The sequence below is a fragment of the Pseudomonadota bacterium genome, from assembly GCA_039028935.1.
Lineage (GTDB): Bacteria > Pseudomonadota > Gammaproteobacteria > Steroidobacterales > SZUA-146 > SZUA-146.
Window position 1 is genome coordinate 140,405 of record JBCCHD010000005.1, and the last position, 14,064, is coordinate 154,468.

A 14,064-nucleotide genomic window follows, 5' to 3' on the forward strand; every position below is an offset into this window, starting at 1 on the left:
CTCGGATGCCGACCGTGCGATCAGCGGACACCAACGAGCGGAACCGTCGATCGATCATCCGTCCCCGACTCATCCAAAAAAACCCGCGTCGCAACCGGCTCAGCGCGAAGAAACGCGCTGAGCCGGTCGGATGTGATGACCCGACGATCAATTGGTGGTTAATACTAAACCGAAATCATTCGGCGTACCGGAAGGCTCCTGAGGCCCTCGCGCAATGACATTCACTACGTCACCGCCCGCAAGCGGAACACCCTCAGCATTAATCGCAACCATGCCGCCGGCTTCGACCCGAACATCATAATCCCCCGGCGCAACGGAAACGTAGTCAGTGATCACACCCACTTCGAAATTCTCAAGCAGTGGCGTCACGGTGCCGCCCTCAATATCGGCGACCGATGTTTCGCCCGCCACGGTCACGTAGACATTGACCGTGCCCGCCGCTGGCGCCGCATGGATGACTTTGACGCGCGCTTCTGTCGCAACACTTCGATTATTGTCCTCAGTGACCAATAAATTGAACGCCGGAGTGCTAGCCACACGCCCAAAGGCCACGACCGTAAATTCAGATCCCGCTGTGAGTGCCAGGGTGTCGGATTGAAACACACTATCGCCGATCGTGTCGGAATCGGGGGCGACATCAAACACGTAGTCGCCCGCCGGAACTTGAGCGTAGGCATCCGCAGCCGGGAAGGCATCGGTGTAGGCAAACGTTGCAATCAGTTCGACCGGGTCTGCACCCAACGCGGCACTCGTTGCAAAGACCTCAACCGGGCCACCAGCGGCATTGGTGGCGTCCGGCGATGCGTGCACCACCTTTGCCGACACGGTGGTGGCCGAATCCAGCAGCACCAGCGCTGCGTCGTCGGTGCTCACTAACAACTTGATGGGCGATGCGGCATTCTCCGCCTCGTTGGTGCTTGCAATCGCCGCGATAAACAGTCGTTGACCGGCAAACGGCGTGAGATCCACAGTGCCTGAATCGTACACAACGCCGCCCGAAACAACCGCACGAATGCGTACGTCACCCGCCGTTAACGCACCAGCATCGGCGCTTTCCTGAAACGCGAGTGTGGTCAGGGGCATCATGCCGGTGATATCGGTGGTTGGGTCGGTCACAAACAGATCGACAGCCGGCGCCGCTGGCGCCGCGTGCAATACCGCAATGGATACTTGATCCGCTGCTGGGTCACTGGCGCTCTCATCCACGACCAGCGGTGCAATAGTCGCCACATCACCCGCCGCGACGATGGTCGTGCGTCCATCTTCAGGTAAATTAAAGGCGTTTACGGTGATCACGGTCGTCGTCGTATCACCCGGCAAAATACCGTCAACGGTAATATCGTAGTCACCCGCTTCCACGTCCGCAAAACCGGAGCTTTGGCCAAAATCGAGCGCGGCAATTGCCTCTGTCCCGCTCAGTGACACGTTGACCGCTGGGGCATCCGGCGACGCGTGAATAACGCGTACTTTGCTCATTGCCGCAGGTTGCACAATGATCTCCGGCGTGACCGGATCATCATCACTGTCACTGCACGCAAAAGCGAATGAAAGAAGGGATAGAAACGCGAGGCGTTTTGAAACAACAAGAAAGTGTGATGGCAACATGAGTTACGCTCCTCATTTTTAGGAGCGATGAGAGTAGAAACTCAAAAGTGAAACACCAGTGACTGTGTAGTGATACACAGGTGAAAGCATAAACGAATGGTGATAAATGAGCGTGCGCGTGAATTCTGAGTTAATTCAAAGTGAGGTTAAAGTGAATCACGCCTCCAGACTGTGGCACATAGAACGCAGTAGCGGCCGACTTAAGCGATCGCGCAGAAGACGGTGCGCAAATTCTCTCACCCGTTTTATCATCGATTTAGTCGGTTGCGATCGATTAACCACACACTCAGGAAAACCGTCCTACAACTCTTCGGCTATTTCGGCTTGAAGTGCTTCCAATTGATCGAGCACTCTCAGGAATTTCTCTCCGAATGGTGTCACGCTGTACTCCACGCGCGGCGGCAGCTCATTGAATTGTTGTTTTCGCAATATGCCGAACTGAATATTTTTTCTGAGGCACTCGTTCAGCACTTTGGTCGTCAAGCCCTCCACCTGTCGCACCATCTGCCCCGGCCGGTTAATGCCGCTTGCAAGCAGTTGATAGACAGTGAGCGACCACTTGCAACCGTAAATCGTCTCGAGCATACGCGCACTTCTTGCCGGCGCACTCTTTCGCGTCATAGTTTTTTCACTGGATTTCATAAAGATAGACCAAAAAGTACCTATAGCACCATTTTGTGCTTACTTTTTAATAACTTAAGACTACATTAGATTACCGGCTCACACCAACGTAAACGGAGCTCTGTGATGAGTCAATCCCCTCTCGCTTTTATTCTCGGTGGCACCAGCGGCATGGGCCACGCCACGGCCAAGCAACTCAATGAACTCGGCATCGACACGCTGATTTTGGGTAACCGCGTCGATAAGTTGGATCGAGTGCGTCATGAACTGACTACCCACGCCGCTGTCGAGACGCTTCAGGCCGATCTTTACAACACGGAGGATGTTAGTCGCGTTATCGCCGCGATCAACCACCTGGATCGGCCAATTCGCTACTTCGTTAACGCCGCCGGCTACTTCAATCCGAAACCGTTTCTGACGCATACGTCCGATGACTACACGACGTACGCCAAACTCAATGAGTCCGCATTCTTTATCTCTCAAGCGGTTGCTAAGAACATGGTCGAGCACGGCGGTGGGTCGATCGTTCATATCGGCTCTATGTGGGCCAAGCAAGCGATTAAGGCGACGCCATCATCGGCTTATTCAATGGCCAAAGCCGGACTACACGCGCTAACGCAACACATGGCGATGGAACTCGCCGAACACAACATACGCGTCAACGCCGTATCGCCAGCCGTGGTCAAAACACCGATCTACGAGACGTTCATTGATCCCACCGATCTCGATGAGGCGCTATCGGGTTTTGATGGTTTTCATCCAATCGGTCGAATCGGAACACCTGAGGATGTTGCCAACACCATCGTGTTCTTGTTGCAAGATTCAGCGAGCTGGGTCACCGGCGCGATCTGGGATGTCGACGGCGGGGTCATTGCCGGGCGCAATGCCTAACGCCGCTACCGGCATCCTGGCATGTCGTGAGGGTGTGCACACTGTGCGCTAAGCGAGCGGTGCTTCTGATCAAGCGGCCATTAAGGAGATCAGAAGCACCCGCTATTAGTCTCTATCAACCGATTCGAGCCAAATTGGATGCAGGGTGACGATAAAGAGCGCAGTCGTCCATCCGATCATGAGCAGTCCTGAGAGCGTCTCCAAGCCAGCAAACAAGCGAAGTCCACCCGTTGGATAGATATCACCGAACCCGAGTGATGTGTAGCACGCGATTGAAAAATAGATGAAATCCGCCAATGATCCGGTGCTAAACCCCTCGAGGCTACCTACCTGCCAGCCGTGCGCTAGGCCAAACATGATCAATCCATAGATCTGCATTTCGAGTAAGTGAATCGTAAACATCACCATCATTGCCAACGCAATCCGAAAGGAGGTCACATTCGAACGCTGCAGGTAATCCACGAACACTAAGCGGCAGAAATAGAAATGGAATGCAAACATAATCAGTGCGGTTGCGACACTCACAAGCAGGGAGGCCAATAGCAGCGGCACAACGGGCCGGTCTACATCCATTGTGAGGCCCGGTTTGGACGATTGCATGACCGCCACAGCAAACACCAGCAGAACAGCGATCATCACAATAGAAAACAACAGAAACATCCTGCTGTGTGCAATTCTTCTAGGCATGTTATCTCCTGAGCGAGCTCGACCTGCTTCCAGCCATCCGTTTTGAACAACCTGTCTCTATACTCATTCGTCTAGCTCATCAGGCCTAGCTCATCTGGCCGAGCTCACCGCAATGTGCACGAATCCCACTACAGTCATAAATCGTCCATTGCGCCAATTGGCGCGTGCCACCGAGAAACAAATCGCACCGTCAATAGGCCGCACCACTCCCAAGCCGTGTACCCACCAACGCAGTAAGGGGCAGCACGATCATCGACAACACCCAAAACCACGTCGGATAGGGGAGCATCGTGAGATTAAAAACGACTAATCCAAACAGCACGATAGCCACCGCGTAGCCATGCCCTGGATGCCGGTCAGGCCCCAGGCGAGCGGCCACAAAGGTGCAGATCAGCATGATCGCGCCGTAACACACACCGCCGAGTAGCACGAGCACCCAGGCTGGATAGGATTCAACCTGTCGCGCCACTTCTTCAAACGATCCGCTAAAATCGTCCGGCCACGGATGCAGCACAGCACTCAGCGCTTCAACCGCCATAAAAAGCCCCGCCGCGATCGCGATCCCGACAAGCACTGCCAGTACGCTTTTAATTCCTTTCAACACTGCCTTCTCCGCCCTTCAAACGGTTCCGCACGCCACTCAATGATAACCGCCCCCCCGATACCTGAGGAGTGGCAGCGGACGAAACAGTACTACCCATCGTCCCTCGCATCGCGACCAGTACTTCCCGAGCGATGAACTGACTGATCGGACTCCGCCTCGGCGGACGACCACTCATCCGGCTTCGGGCTCCAATCACCGTCGCCAAAAAACTGATACGGCAGTCCGCCTAAACTGCCCTCAAAAAACGCGAACGCGGCCGCCTCTCCGCCATCCTCATAAGTCGAATTATTGGCAAAGCCCGTAAACCGGTGGGCGTCTTGCGCCAGCGCTTTGATGCAAAATCGTGCCAGTTCGTAACTCAGTTCATTGCCCTCGTCGATGCGACCAAACGACAGGCCGTTCCAAAACTCCTGGATGGTCTGCGCATCCCAAAACTGTTTGTGTCTTTCAAGCTGCTTACTATCCATTCGAATCGGTCGACTGCCGCACAGCTCGTCTTCCAGCGTCACCGCCAACCCTTCGTTAAGCCAAAGTGGAATCGGTAGATGACTCAAGCACCGATGCGTAAATTCATGAGCGAAGGTAGCTTCGGTTTCATACATATCAAAATGCGGAATCGCCATATGCGAATAGTAATGACTGATAAAGACACCCGAACTCATGGGGTGCTCACCCTCCGAATAAAAGTACGCGATGTAATCGTAATACAGCTCATCATTGCCAAACAGCAGAACCACGTTCTTCCCCGCCCCCCCGTCAAGCCCAATACCGTCAAGCATGGACAGAACACCGGCTCGCGAACGCTCCATAAACGCGCCAATCGACGCGGATGGACGATCGTCTAGGCAGTTCAAAATCAAAAAATTCTCGGTCTCAAAAACCGAATAGTCCGGACCACACGCCTGCGCCACCTGCCGAAGCCAAACACGCCCGACTTCGCACCAGGCCTCATGAACGGCATCGTCTGCGACGTCGTCTAACGCTTGTTCAATAGACTGCCAGTCGGGCCTTGGAAAACGCCCGTCAGTTGGCATCAGCTCAGAAAGTGCGTCGATCTTCACAACCAACTCCCACTATGAACGCGTGCTTATCTAAGCGCAAAATCAATGAGCACTTTGTCGCGTGCACGGACGCAAGCCCCCTGTTCGCCTGTCGGAATACACCGGCTTAGAGGTACTCGGCTGCATGCGTGGGTGTACAGCGCGCTCACGCTACAACTCCACCTGGCCTTGGATCACCGCAACATATTTGGGCGAGACCTTGCCCGTTACCGTGCGCAGAACGGACACATATGACGACGATGTAGTGTCTATCTCAATCCAGTGGAATCCGGCGGCGGGAATCTTGACGTTGTATCGCCATACAGTGCCGTTTGGATACCGTGATTCGCCGGTGATAATGCAGGACTGATCAAAGTAGGTAAGCAGCAAGAAGTGCTGAGACGCAATATCGATAAAGCCCGCGCCCCCAAGCTGCTCACCCGATACAGCGTCAAACAGAAAGGATCCCATCCGGGCGAACCGCGTGTCGGACGGTGTGATCAACATACCTGACGTTAATGGCGATTCGAGCTTGGGGATGGAGGCCGATCGAGCGCGATCAACAGCGGCTGCCAGCGACAGCTTCAGCACATCCTGATCATCGATCGGTCCATTCAGGTCAATATTTTTGGTTGGTACGCCCACCAGCGCACCAGGCACAACCGGCAACACCGCCACTTTTTGTGGAGGAACAACGCCTTGATAAACCTCGTCAAAGGACTCATCCGCATAGTATTCGACCGGCAATCGTATCGCGGTGTCATCACGCGCTGGCCCATCTTTGCCTGTGCCGTTTTGGGTGGTGGCACACCCCTGCAGAGCACAAATTAGGGCTGCGAAACCGACCACGCGCCACATCATCCGTCCGACTCCAACAATGACGTCACTCCTTGATCCATTCAGTTTTGTTTGTCGTTCTTATCATTCACACAGTCGGCCGTCTCAAGCGCCCGTCGACGGTCTCGACGAGCCGGGCGGATTGGGGCCCTCAGCCACAGCGCCAGTGCAAAAACGGAGTAAACGATCGCCACCGCACTGATGAACACCACTTCTAGCCGTAACGTGGTCTCCAGTTCGTTCTCTTTCATCCCCGACTCATTCGACATGAGCGGCAGCGGCATGGTCTCTTGATTAGATTGATATCGATCCATCGCCACCCACCCAAAGTACGAGGCGAGCAGTAAAAATGCAACCACGATGACTCGAACAACACTCTTTTGATGCATGATCGTGGGATATTACCACGCGAAGCACCGCGAGCCCGTTACCCAGCGCGTTGGTATGCCTCTTTCATCCATCCTTTCACCTGCTTGTCAAAGTCCTTAGACGACTCGAGGCGAACGCGATGCGAGCACATGGCATTATACGACTCCAATCGATCGGTCGGCTCATCTCCTTTGAGTGCCAACCCCAAGTCGATGCGCGTTTTGGTTGCGGGCGTAATTAAAGCAAACTGTTTTTTCCGCCTAAGACTATGGGAGGTTTTCTTTGGCGCCAGCTCAACGTCCTTTCCAAGCGATTCGGCATACTTGACAATCGCATCATGCAGGGGCTTTAGCCCGGCTTTTGCGCCCGCATATTGAGCGGCGACCAGATCGCCTTCTTCATCGGACTTGAGGTACTCACTGGTGATGAGATTAGCAAACCCATGCGTCACCTGATGCTCGGTCTTCAACCATTTCACAATTTGACCGTGCTTCATCACATCGGCCTTTGCGATCAAACCCTTCCACTGCTTGAGCGTCTTACCGGTCTTCTCCGGAATATTTTTAAGCATGGTGTTCAGCTGGTCCGAGGGTGAAACAGCCATAGCGACTCTCCCTTAATCCGAGTTGAGTTTAAGAATGGTTGAAAAATCCCAGTTTTCCGATCGTGAGACCTTGGGTGTAAAGGGTTCAAACAGTCCCATCACACTCAGCATCATCCGGCCTCCGAAAGAGGGCTGGCCGTTTTCCACTACCGACTTGAATGTGTCGACAATGAATTTGCCACCTTGCGCCATACCCTTTTCGGTTTTGGTATCCGTTGGCACATTGGTCGTGATAAGCGAAAATTCCACCCCCTCCTCGACCTCTTTGAGCTCGTAGGTCACGGTGCAGGGCGGGTCATCATAGCCGGTGAACTTAAACGTATGCGCGTAGCGATAGGGCGGATCAAATGCAAGCACCTTGCCAACCACGCTGCGGTATTTGCCGCTTTTTGTTTGCATAGCGATCGGCGCGCCCACCGTCAGATCCCCGGTTGATTTGCACACCGCGCCAAAGAAGAACGGCAGCACCTCATCGGTTTTGACAAGCTCCGCCCACACTTTGTCGATCGGCGCATTAATGATGACTTTGTATACCGACTTATCGTCACTCATTTTGACTCCTCTTTTCTTGCAGCGAGCTCCGCCGCGTGTTTGATGGCGGTGAGTTTGCCAGCCCAGTGTTGGCTATAGGTATCACTCCAACGATCGTAAATCAGTTGAATCGGCACCAAATTTAGATAGAGCTTGCGGGACCGACCGTCTTTTTCACTCACGACCAAATGCGCGTTTTCAAGGACAGCCAAGTGATTCATGATGGCGATACGACTGACATCGAAGTGAGAAGCCAGCTTGCCGACTGTTTGACCAGGCGCTTTTTGCAGCAAATCGAGAATGACGCGGCGAGTTTCATGCGCCAATGCATGAAAAAGTGCATCCATCTCTTTTTCTGTAATCATGTAATTACATTATTACATCATATGCCCACTGTCAAGGCAAAAAAATACGGAGGCAAGTTACCCTGCCTCCGTACACTCGATCACACACGATACGCTTAGTTGATTACATCTAGCGTCACGTCTTGTGGGTTGTAGTTCACATCAAACATCAGCCCACCTCCCAAGCCAGTGCCCGTTTCGGTTGCGAACGTGCCGCTCGCGGAACCAAACGTCAGAATTTCAAAGGCATCACCGAGCACGGGTGAAAACGCATTGACTAACGACAGATTCAATGCGCCATCCAACGTCGCGGCTCGACCGGGCGCGGTGAAGCGACCGTAGTCACTCGTTGCGGTTCCTCCGACGTCAATATCAATCGCCGCTGAAGCGGCCAGTGTGTAATCGGATGTTGCGTTAACCACACTGCCCGCACCTATCGCAATACTGCCTTCTACGGTGAGCGGTGCCGCCGTCAAATTAACGGTTCGGGTAGCGACATTGGAAATAACATTCCCTTGAATAGTGATGCCACCATTGTTAAAGCGATGGAACAATCGGCCGCCAATCGTATCGGTCCGTAATGTGACGTTTGGCCCTAAAATGAGATCGTCGCCGCTGTTAAACACATCAATCTGATTGGCGGAATCAAACGAGGCGGTGCCGCCAAACGCAATTTCACCAGTGCCGCTGACCGTGGAGGTCGGTCCGGACTCCCCTCTGAAACGCAAAAAGGTTCCGGTGCCTGTGCTTTCGAGCCGAATACTCGGGTTGCCCACCAACGTCAGGTCATCGTCGATAAACAGCGACCCGCCATTTTCAACCGTCACGTCTGTCTCCAGCGTGTTGATCTCAAAGGTCACAGAGACAAACGAAGGAATGGTGATCGGCGTCGTGGTAATACTGCCGCTGATTATGCGCAGATTATTGCCTAACTCAATATCAACCGGCGGCAGATCCGAGCCCAAATCGAGCGTCAAACCTGTGTTATCCAGCGTACCAAGCAACGCCAGTGCGCCCGTACCCGAAACCGTACCAATGTCCGCGACGGTATACGTATCTTGAAGACTCAGCGTGCCGGAATTCAGCGTGATCGCCCCGTTATTATCCCAGTCGCCTCTCAATCGAAGTTCGCCACCGGTTTCAACCGAAGCGGTAGAGGTGGACGTGAGTTCACCACCGGTATTGTTGAAACGCAGATCCAGCACGGCCGAGTTTGAGGCTTCCATCGGTCCCGAAATGACCAGCGGCGCTGCCTCAAAGGTCATTGTGCGATTCATGACGTTGGAAACAACATTGCCTTGAATCGTTATGCCGCCATTGTTAAAGCGATGATCAATACGACCGCCCACTGTATCGGTGCGTAGCGTAACGTTTGGCCCGAGAACCAGCTCATCCCCGCTATTAAATACTTCGACCTGGTTACCGGTGTCGAACGTGACGCTACCGGCCAAAACAATCTCGCCAGTACCGTCAATTGTGGAACTCGGACCGGCATCGCCCCGAAAGCGTAGGAACGTGCTGCTGCCGGTGCTAGCGACGGTAATGGCGGGGTTCCCCACCAGCGTCAAGTCGTCGTCAATGAACAACGATCCGCCGTTTTCCACCGTCGCGTCCGCCTCAAGCGTATCGATGTCAAACGTGACGGACGTGAACGTTGGAATCGTGACGGGCGTGTTAACAATACTGCCGCTCTCGATCCGAAGGTTGTTACCCAACATGATGGTTACTGGTGGGAAATCACTGCCGAAATCGAGCGACATGCCAGTGTTTTCGACGGTGCCAAAGAGCGCAAGCGTACCGATACCCGACACATTACCGATATCCGCCACCGAATAACTGTCCTGCACCGTGAGCGTACCGGTATCGAGCACGATTGCGCCGTTATTGTCCCAGTCACCTCGCAGCCGAAGCTCGCTATTGGTCTCAACCTGAGCCGTCGAGACTGACGTCAGCTCACCGCCAGTACTGCGGAAGAAAACATCCAGTACTCCCTCATTCGATGCCTCAAGCGCGCCGGATACAATCAGCGGTGACGCATCGATCGCGACAGTGCGATTCAACACGTTCGAGACAATACTGCCTTGCACGGTAATGCCACCGTTATTGAAACGATGATCAAGGCGACCACCCACTGTGCCGCTGCGAAGCGTGATGTCGGGTCCAAGCACTAAGTTATCGCCGCTGTTGAACACCTCAATTTGGTTACCGGAGTCAAAGGTCACGGTACCTCCGAGCACGATCTCTCCCGTACCATCAATGGTCGAGGTAGGCCCTGCGTCACCGACAAAACGCAAAAATGTGCCGGTGCCGGTGCTGGCCATGGTGATACTGGGGTTGCCGACCAAGGTGAGATCATCCTCAATGAAGAGCGATCCGCCGTTATCGATGGTCACGTTGGTCTCGAGCGTATTGATATCCCAGGTCACCGACGTGAAGGTGGGAATCGTTACCGGCGTTGTTGTGATGCTGTCGCTCACAATCGTTACGTTGTTACCAAAGACGACGTTTACCGATGGCAAATCACTGCCGAAATCGAGCGGCATGCCCATATTGTCCAGCGTACCAAACAGTTCGAGCGTGCCGGTGCCCGACACGTTGCCGATATCAGCGAGCGAGTACGTATCTTGGAGCGTCAACGTGCCATCATTGAGCGTTATCGCGCCGTTGTTATCCCAGTCACCGCGCAGCCGAAGCTCACCGCCCGTTTCTACCAAGGTCGTGGAAGTCGATGTAAGTTCGCCGCCTACCCCGCGGAAGAACACATCCAGGATCCCGTCGTTGGAGGCTTCCAAGGATCCCGAAACGGTCAGTGGTGAGGCATCCACACTCACGGTTCGACCAGGTAAGTTAGACGTCACGTTACCTTGCACAGCGATCGCGCCATTATTGAAGCGATGATCCAAACGACCACCTGCCGTGCCGCTGCGTACACCGATGTTCGGGCCTAACACTAACGCTTCGGTACTATTGAACACCTCGATAATATTGCCGCTATCGAACGTTACCGTACCTCCGAACACCAGCTCGCCAGTGCCATCCAATGTCGAGGACACACCCGATTCACTTCTAAAGCGCAAAAAGGTACCCGACCCGGTACTGGCCACCGTGATCGACGCCCCCCCCACCATCGTCAGATCGCCGTCGAGAAACAGCGCGCCGCCGTTCTCAATGGTCACATCCGCTTCGAGCGTATTGATATCGAAGGTGATTGACGTAAACATCGGAATGGTGACGGGCGTCGAAATAATACTGTCACTGATGATCGTCAGGTTCGAGTTTAGCGTCACGTCAACAGGCGGGAAATCGCTGCCAAAATCCAGCGACATACCAGCGTTGTCGAGCGTACCGTTGAGCTCTAATGTTCCGACGCCTGAGACAGAGCCAAAGTCCGCGAGGGTGTAGTCGTCATCAACACTCAGTACGCCGGTGTTTAAGGTGACGGTGCCGTTATTGTCCCAGTCACCCCGCAGCCTGAGCTCACCGTCTGACTCCACCGATGCGACAGCGGTGGACGTTAACTCGCCTCCAGTATCACGGAAAAACACCTCCAGCACCGCCGAGTTGGCTGCATTGAGCGCACCGGACATCACCAGCGGCGCCGCATCGATCGAGAACGTTCGATTCAACACATTCGACGTCACCGTGCCGTCGATCGTGATTCCGCCATTATTGAACCGGTGGTCTAACCGACCACCCACGGTGTCGGTGCGTATCGTGATGTCCGACCCCAGAATAAGGTTATCGCCACTGTTGAAGACCTCGATCTGATTGCCCGTATCAAAGGAGACTGTGCCACCGAATACGAATTCACCTTGTCCATCCACCGTCGATGACGGGCCAGATTGCCCACGAAAACGCAAAAAAGTACCCGATCCGGTGCTCGCCAATGTGATGCGAGCGTTACCCACCATCGTAAGATCGTCATCGATAAACAGCGACGAGCCATTCTCAATAGTGATATCGGGGGCCAAGTCAACGTTGCTCAAGGTAAATTGATTGAACATCGCGACGATCCATTCGTCCCCCGTTGTCGGCGCGCCGATACTCGCTCCTCGGATCGAGCCACCGCCAGACAGCGTCACCGGAGCATCAACTTGCATCGCGCCGTTGATCGTTAGATCACCACCTTCAAAACTCAGTTCGGTATCGCCGCGCAGCGTATCGACTTCCGACGCGCCCGTGTCGTAGGTAACCAACACACCAGCACCAATCTCGATACGCGCGGAGTGCCGCGCGTCGGGCACAATACCCAGCGACCAGTTGGCCGGGTCATGCCACGAGCCACCTAGCGGATTCGTAAAGCGGTTCACAACCGGACCGGGTGCGGTCAAGAAGAAGCCTTGGAAGATAAACAGGTCAATAAAGTTCACTGAGTTGTCGCCGTTGAAGTCGGCATCCGGGTTCCAGTTCGGCTGCCCTGGCGATGAGTTAAACGCCGCCGCCCACAGCACAAGATCGCCAAAGTTGGTAATAAAACCGTCGTTATCGATATCCGCATCACACGCGTTGCCGAAACCATCGCCATTGGTATCGAGCTGGCTGGGGTTAGGTGTTTCGGCGCAGTTATCCACGTCATCCGGCACGCCATCGCCGTCCACATCGGCACCACCTCGCAACGCTGGCCCAGCCTGGGCAGGCACTGGGTGCGCGGTGACGACAACGGTGGTCGGCTCACTCATACCGGTCGCATCACGCACGATAAGCTGAAACACATAGTGCCCAGGCATGTCCGTCTGAAAACGCAACTCAGCGTGACTGGCGCGAGTCAAGGTCAGCGCACTGCCCGCCGGCGCATGCAGTAGCGACCAGTCATACTTCAGATCGGTAGTGGCGGAGTCCTCATGATGCGCAATCAGTTGCATTGGGGTGCCTGCGTACACACTCCGGTTCTTCCCAGCATTGGCAATGAGCGCGACGCCGTTCGTATGGAGGCGCAGTACGGTGGATTCACTGTGCAGTCGCCCATCGTTGACGGTGAGCTCAACGGCGTAAGCACCGCTGATATCCGCCACAAAGAACACCTTCGCGTCGTTTGTTGAGGTTAGCGCGGATCGACTTGAGGCCGGCGCATCCAGCAGGCGCCAGGAATACGTTAATGCGTCGCCATTCGCGTCAAAGGAATGATCGCCGCTGAGCTCAATCACATTACCGGTCGCGCCATCCGTCATGTGGTCGATGACCGCCACCGGGGCGACGTTTCCTGTCTGGATGATCACACGATCGGCGATGCTGCGCGTTTTTCCATCCGTAACCTGAAGCTCGGCCACGTACCGACCTCGCGTATCGATGGTCAGCGAGGGGCGGAGCGCTGTGGGGTCGCTGAGAACAGACCGACTATTGGTGGGTGTGTGCAGCACCCATGAATACTGAAGCCGATCACCGTCTAGGTCGGTGGATCCGCCGGCGTCAAGCGTGACGACATCGCCCACTGACGCAACCTGATCAACACCGGCGTTGGCTACCGGCATGCGATTCTCTTGAACGGTGGCTTGAGCCATCGACACTGTCACGAGAAAGATAAAGTGAATCAAGAGCGCGTGGCTCGCTAGTTTAACGGCTTTCATACTCAGCCCCCCAAGGTTGATTTAGGATGAACACATGCACACGAATCGCACGTCGCCACTGCGATCACACCGACCCGGTTGGCGAACACGTCAACGATTGCTTTATTGATTGCCGCAATTGCGTTTGCGGGGCGAACCGCGCACGATTGTGGCGGTTTGACCTGTCGTTCCCTGGCTCAAATTGTCGAATCCGTTCTTGCTTCAGTGTGACCGGGCTGTCAGAGCCCGTTATGACTGTGTGCCGTCCGATGTGTCGGTCGGCGATACGACGCGATACCTGCGTCAACTCCCATTCGTGAAGAGAAGGATTCACCCTTTATTATCATTCGATCCAGCGCAATAGCAGCACTCAAATGGCGCTAGCACC

The 14,064-nt window shown here is 54.6% G+C and carries 12 protein-coding genes; 1 reads left to right on the top strand and 11 read right to left on the bottom strand.

Annotation, left to right across the window (positions count from 1 at the left end):
* Positions 1–147: 147 nt before the first annotated feature.
* Complete coding sequence (locus AAF465_04185; GenBank protein MEM7081908.1) at positions 148–1,605, bottom strand: DUF4397 domain-containing protein; 1,458 nt, start codon at positions 1,603–1,605, stop codon at positions 148–150.
* Between the two features lie 300 nt (positions 1,606–1,905).
* On the bottom strand, positions 1,906–2,247 hold the full coding sequence (locus AAF465_04190) for a helix-turn-helix domain-containing protein (GenBank protein ID MEM7081909.1): 342 nt from the start codon (positions 2,245–2,247) through the stop codon (positions 1,906–1,908).
* 105 nt (positions 2,248–2,352) lie between these two features.
* Between AAF465_04190 and AAF465_04195 the strand changes: the two genes are divergently transcribed.
* Positions 2,353–3,117, top strand: a complete 765-nt coding sequence (locus AAF465_04195) for an SDR family oxidoreductase (protein MEM7081910.1) — start codon at positions 2,353–2,355, stop codon at positions 3,115–3,117.
* A 105-nt stretch (positions 3,118–3,222) separates the two neighbouring features.
* Here the strand turns inward: AAF465_04195 and AAF465_04200 are convergent, their stop codons facing one another.
* The 9 genes from AAF465_04200 to AAF465_04240 all read right to left on the bottom strand — a co-directional run bounded on the left by AAF465_04200 (position 3,223) and on the right by AAF465_04240 (position 13,697).
* On the bottom strand, positions 3,223–3,804 hold the full coding sequence (locus AAF465_04200) for a potassium channel family protein (protein ID MEM7081911.1): 582 nt from the start codon (positions 3,802–3,804) through the stop codon (positions 3,223–3,225).
* Positions 3,805–3,994: 190 nt separating this feature from the next.
* Positions 3,995–4,405, bottom strand: coding sequence for a hypothetical protein (locus AAF465_04205; GenBank protein MEM7081912.1), 411 nt, complete (start codon positions 4,403–4,405; stop codon positions 3,995–3,997).
* Positions 4,406–4,497: 92 nt separating this feature from the next.
* On the bottom strand, positions 4,498–5,469 hold the full coding sequence (locus AAF465_04210) for a hypothetical protein (protein MEM7081913.1): 972 nt from the start codon (positions 5,467–5,469) through the stop codon (positions 4,498–4,500).
* A 150-nt stretch (positions 5,470–5,619) separates the two neighbouring features.
* On the bottom strand, positions 5,620–6,309 hold the full coding sequence (locus AAF465_04215; GenBank protein MEM7081914.1) for a hypothetical protein: 690 nt from the start codon (positions 6,307–6,309) through the stop codon (positions 5,620–5,622).
* Between the two features lie 38 nt (positions 6,310–6,347).
* The gene (locus AAF465_04220) at positions 6,348–6,644 is read right to left on the bottom strand and encodes a hypothetical protein (GenBank protein ID MEM7081915.1); all 297 of its coding nucleotides are present in this window, start codon (positions 6,642–6,644) and stop codon (positions 6,348–6,350) included.
* A gap of 68 nt (positions 6,645–6,712) precedes the next feature.
* Complete coding sequence (locus tag AAF465_04225) at positions 6,713–7,258, bottom strand: DUF5655 domain-containing protein (protein MEM7081916.1); 546 nt, start codon at positions 7,256–7,258, stop codon at positions 6,713–6,715.
* A 12-nt stretch (positions 7,259–7,270) separates the two neighbouring features.
* Positions 7,271–7,810, bottom strand: a complete 540-nt coding sequence (locus AAF465_04230; protein ID MEM7081917.1) for an SRPBCC domain-containing protein — start codon at positions 7,808–7,810, stop codon at positions 7,271–7,273.
* Positions 7,807–8,154 carry a helix-turn-helix transcriptional regulator gene (locus AAF465_04235; GenBank protein ID MEM7081918.1) on the bottom strand — a complete coding sequence of 116 codons (348 nt, stop codon included), beginning with the start codon at positions 8,152–8,154 and terminating at the stop codon, positions 7,807–7,809. The genes AAF465_04230 and AAF465_04235 overlap by 4 nt, the downstream gene beginning before the upstream one ends.
* Before the next feature lie 95 nt (positions 8,155–8,249).
* Positions 8,250–13,697: a PKD domain-containing protein gene (locus tag AAF465_04240; protein ID MEM7081919.1), complete on the bottom strand. Its 5,448-nt coding sequence runs from the start codon at positions 13,695–13,697 to the stop codon at positions 8,250–8,252.
* Positions 13,698–14,064: the final 367 nt, after the last annotated feature.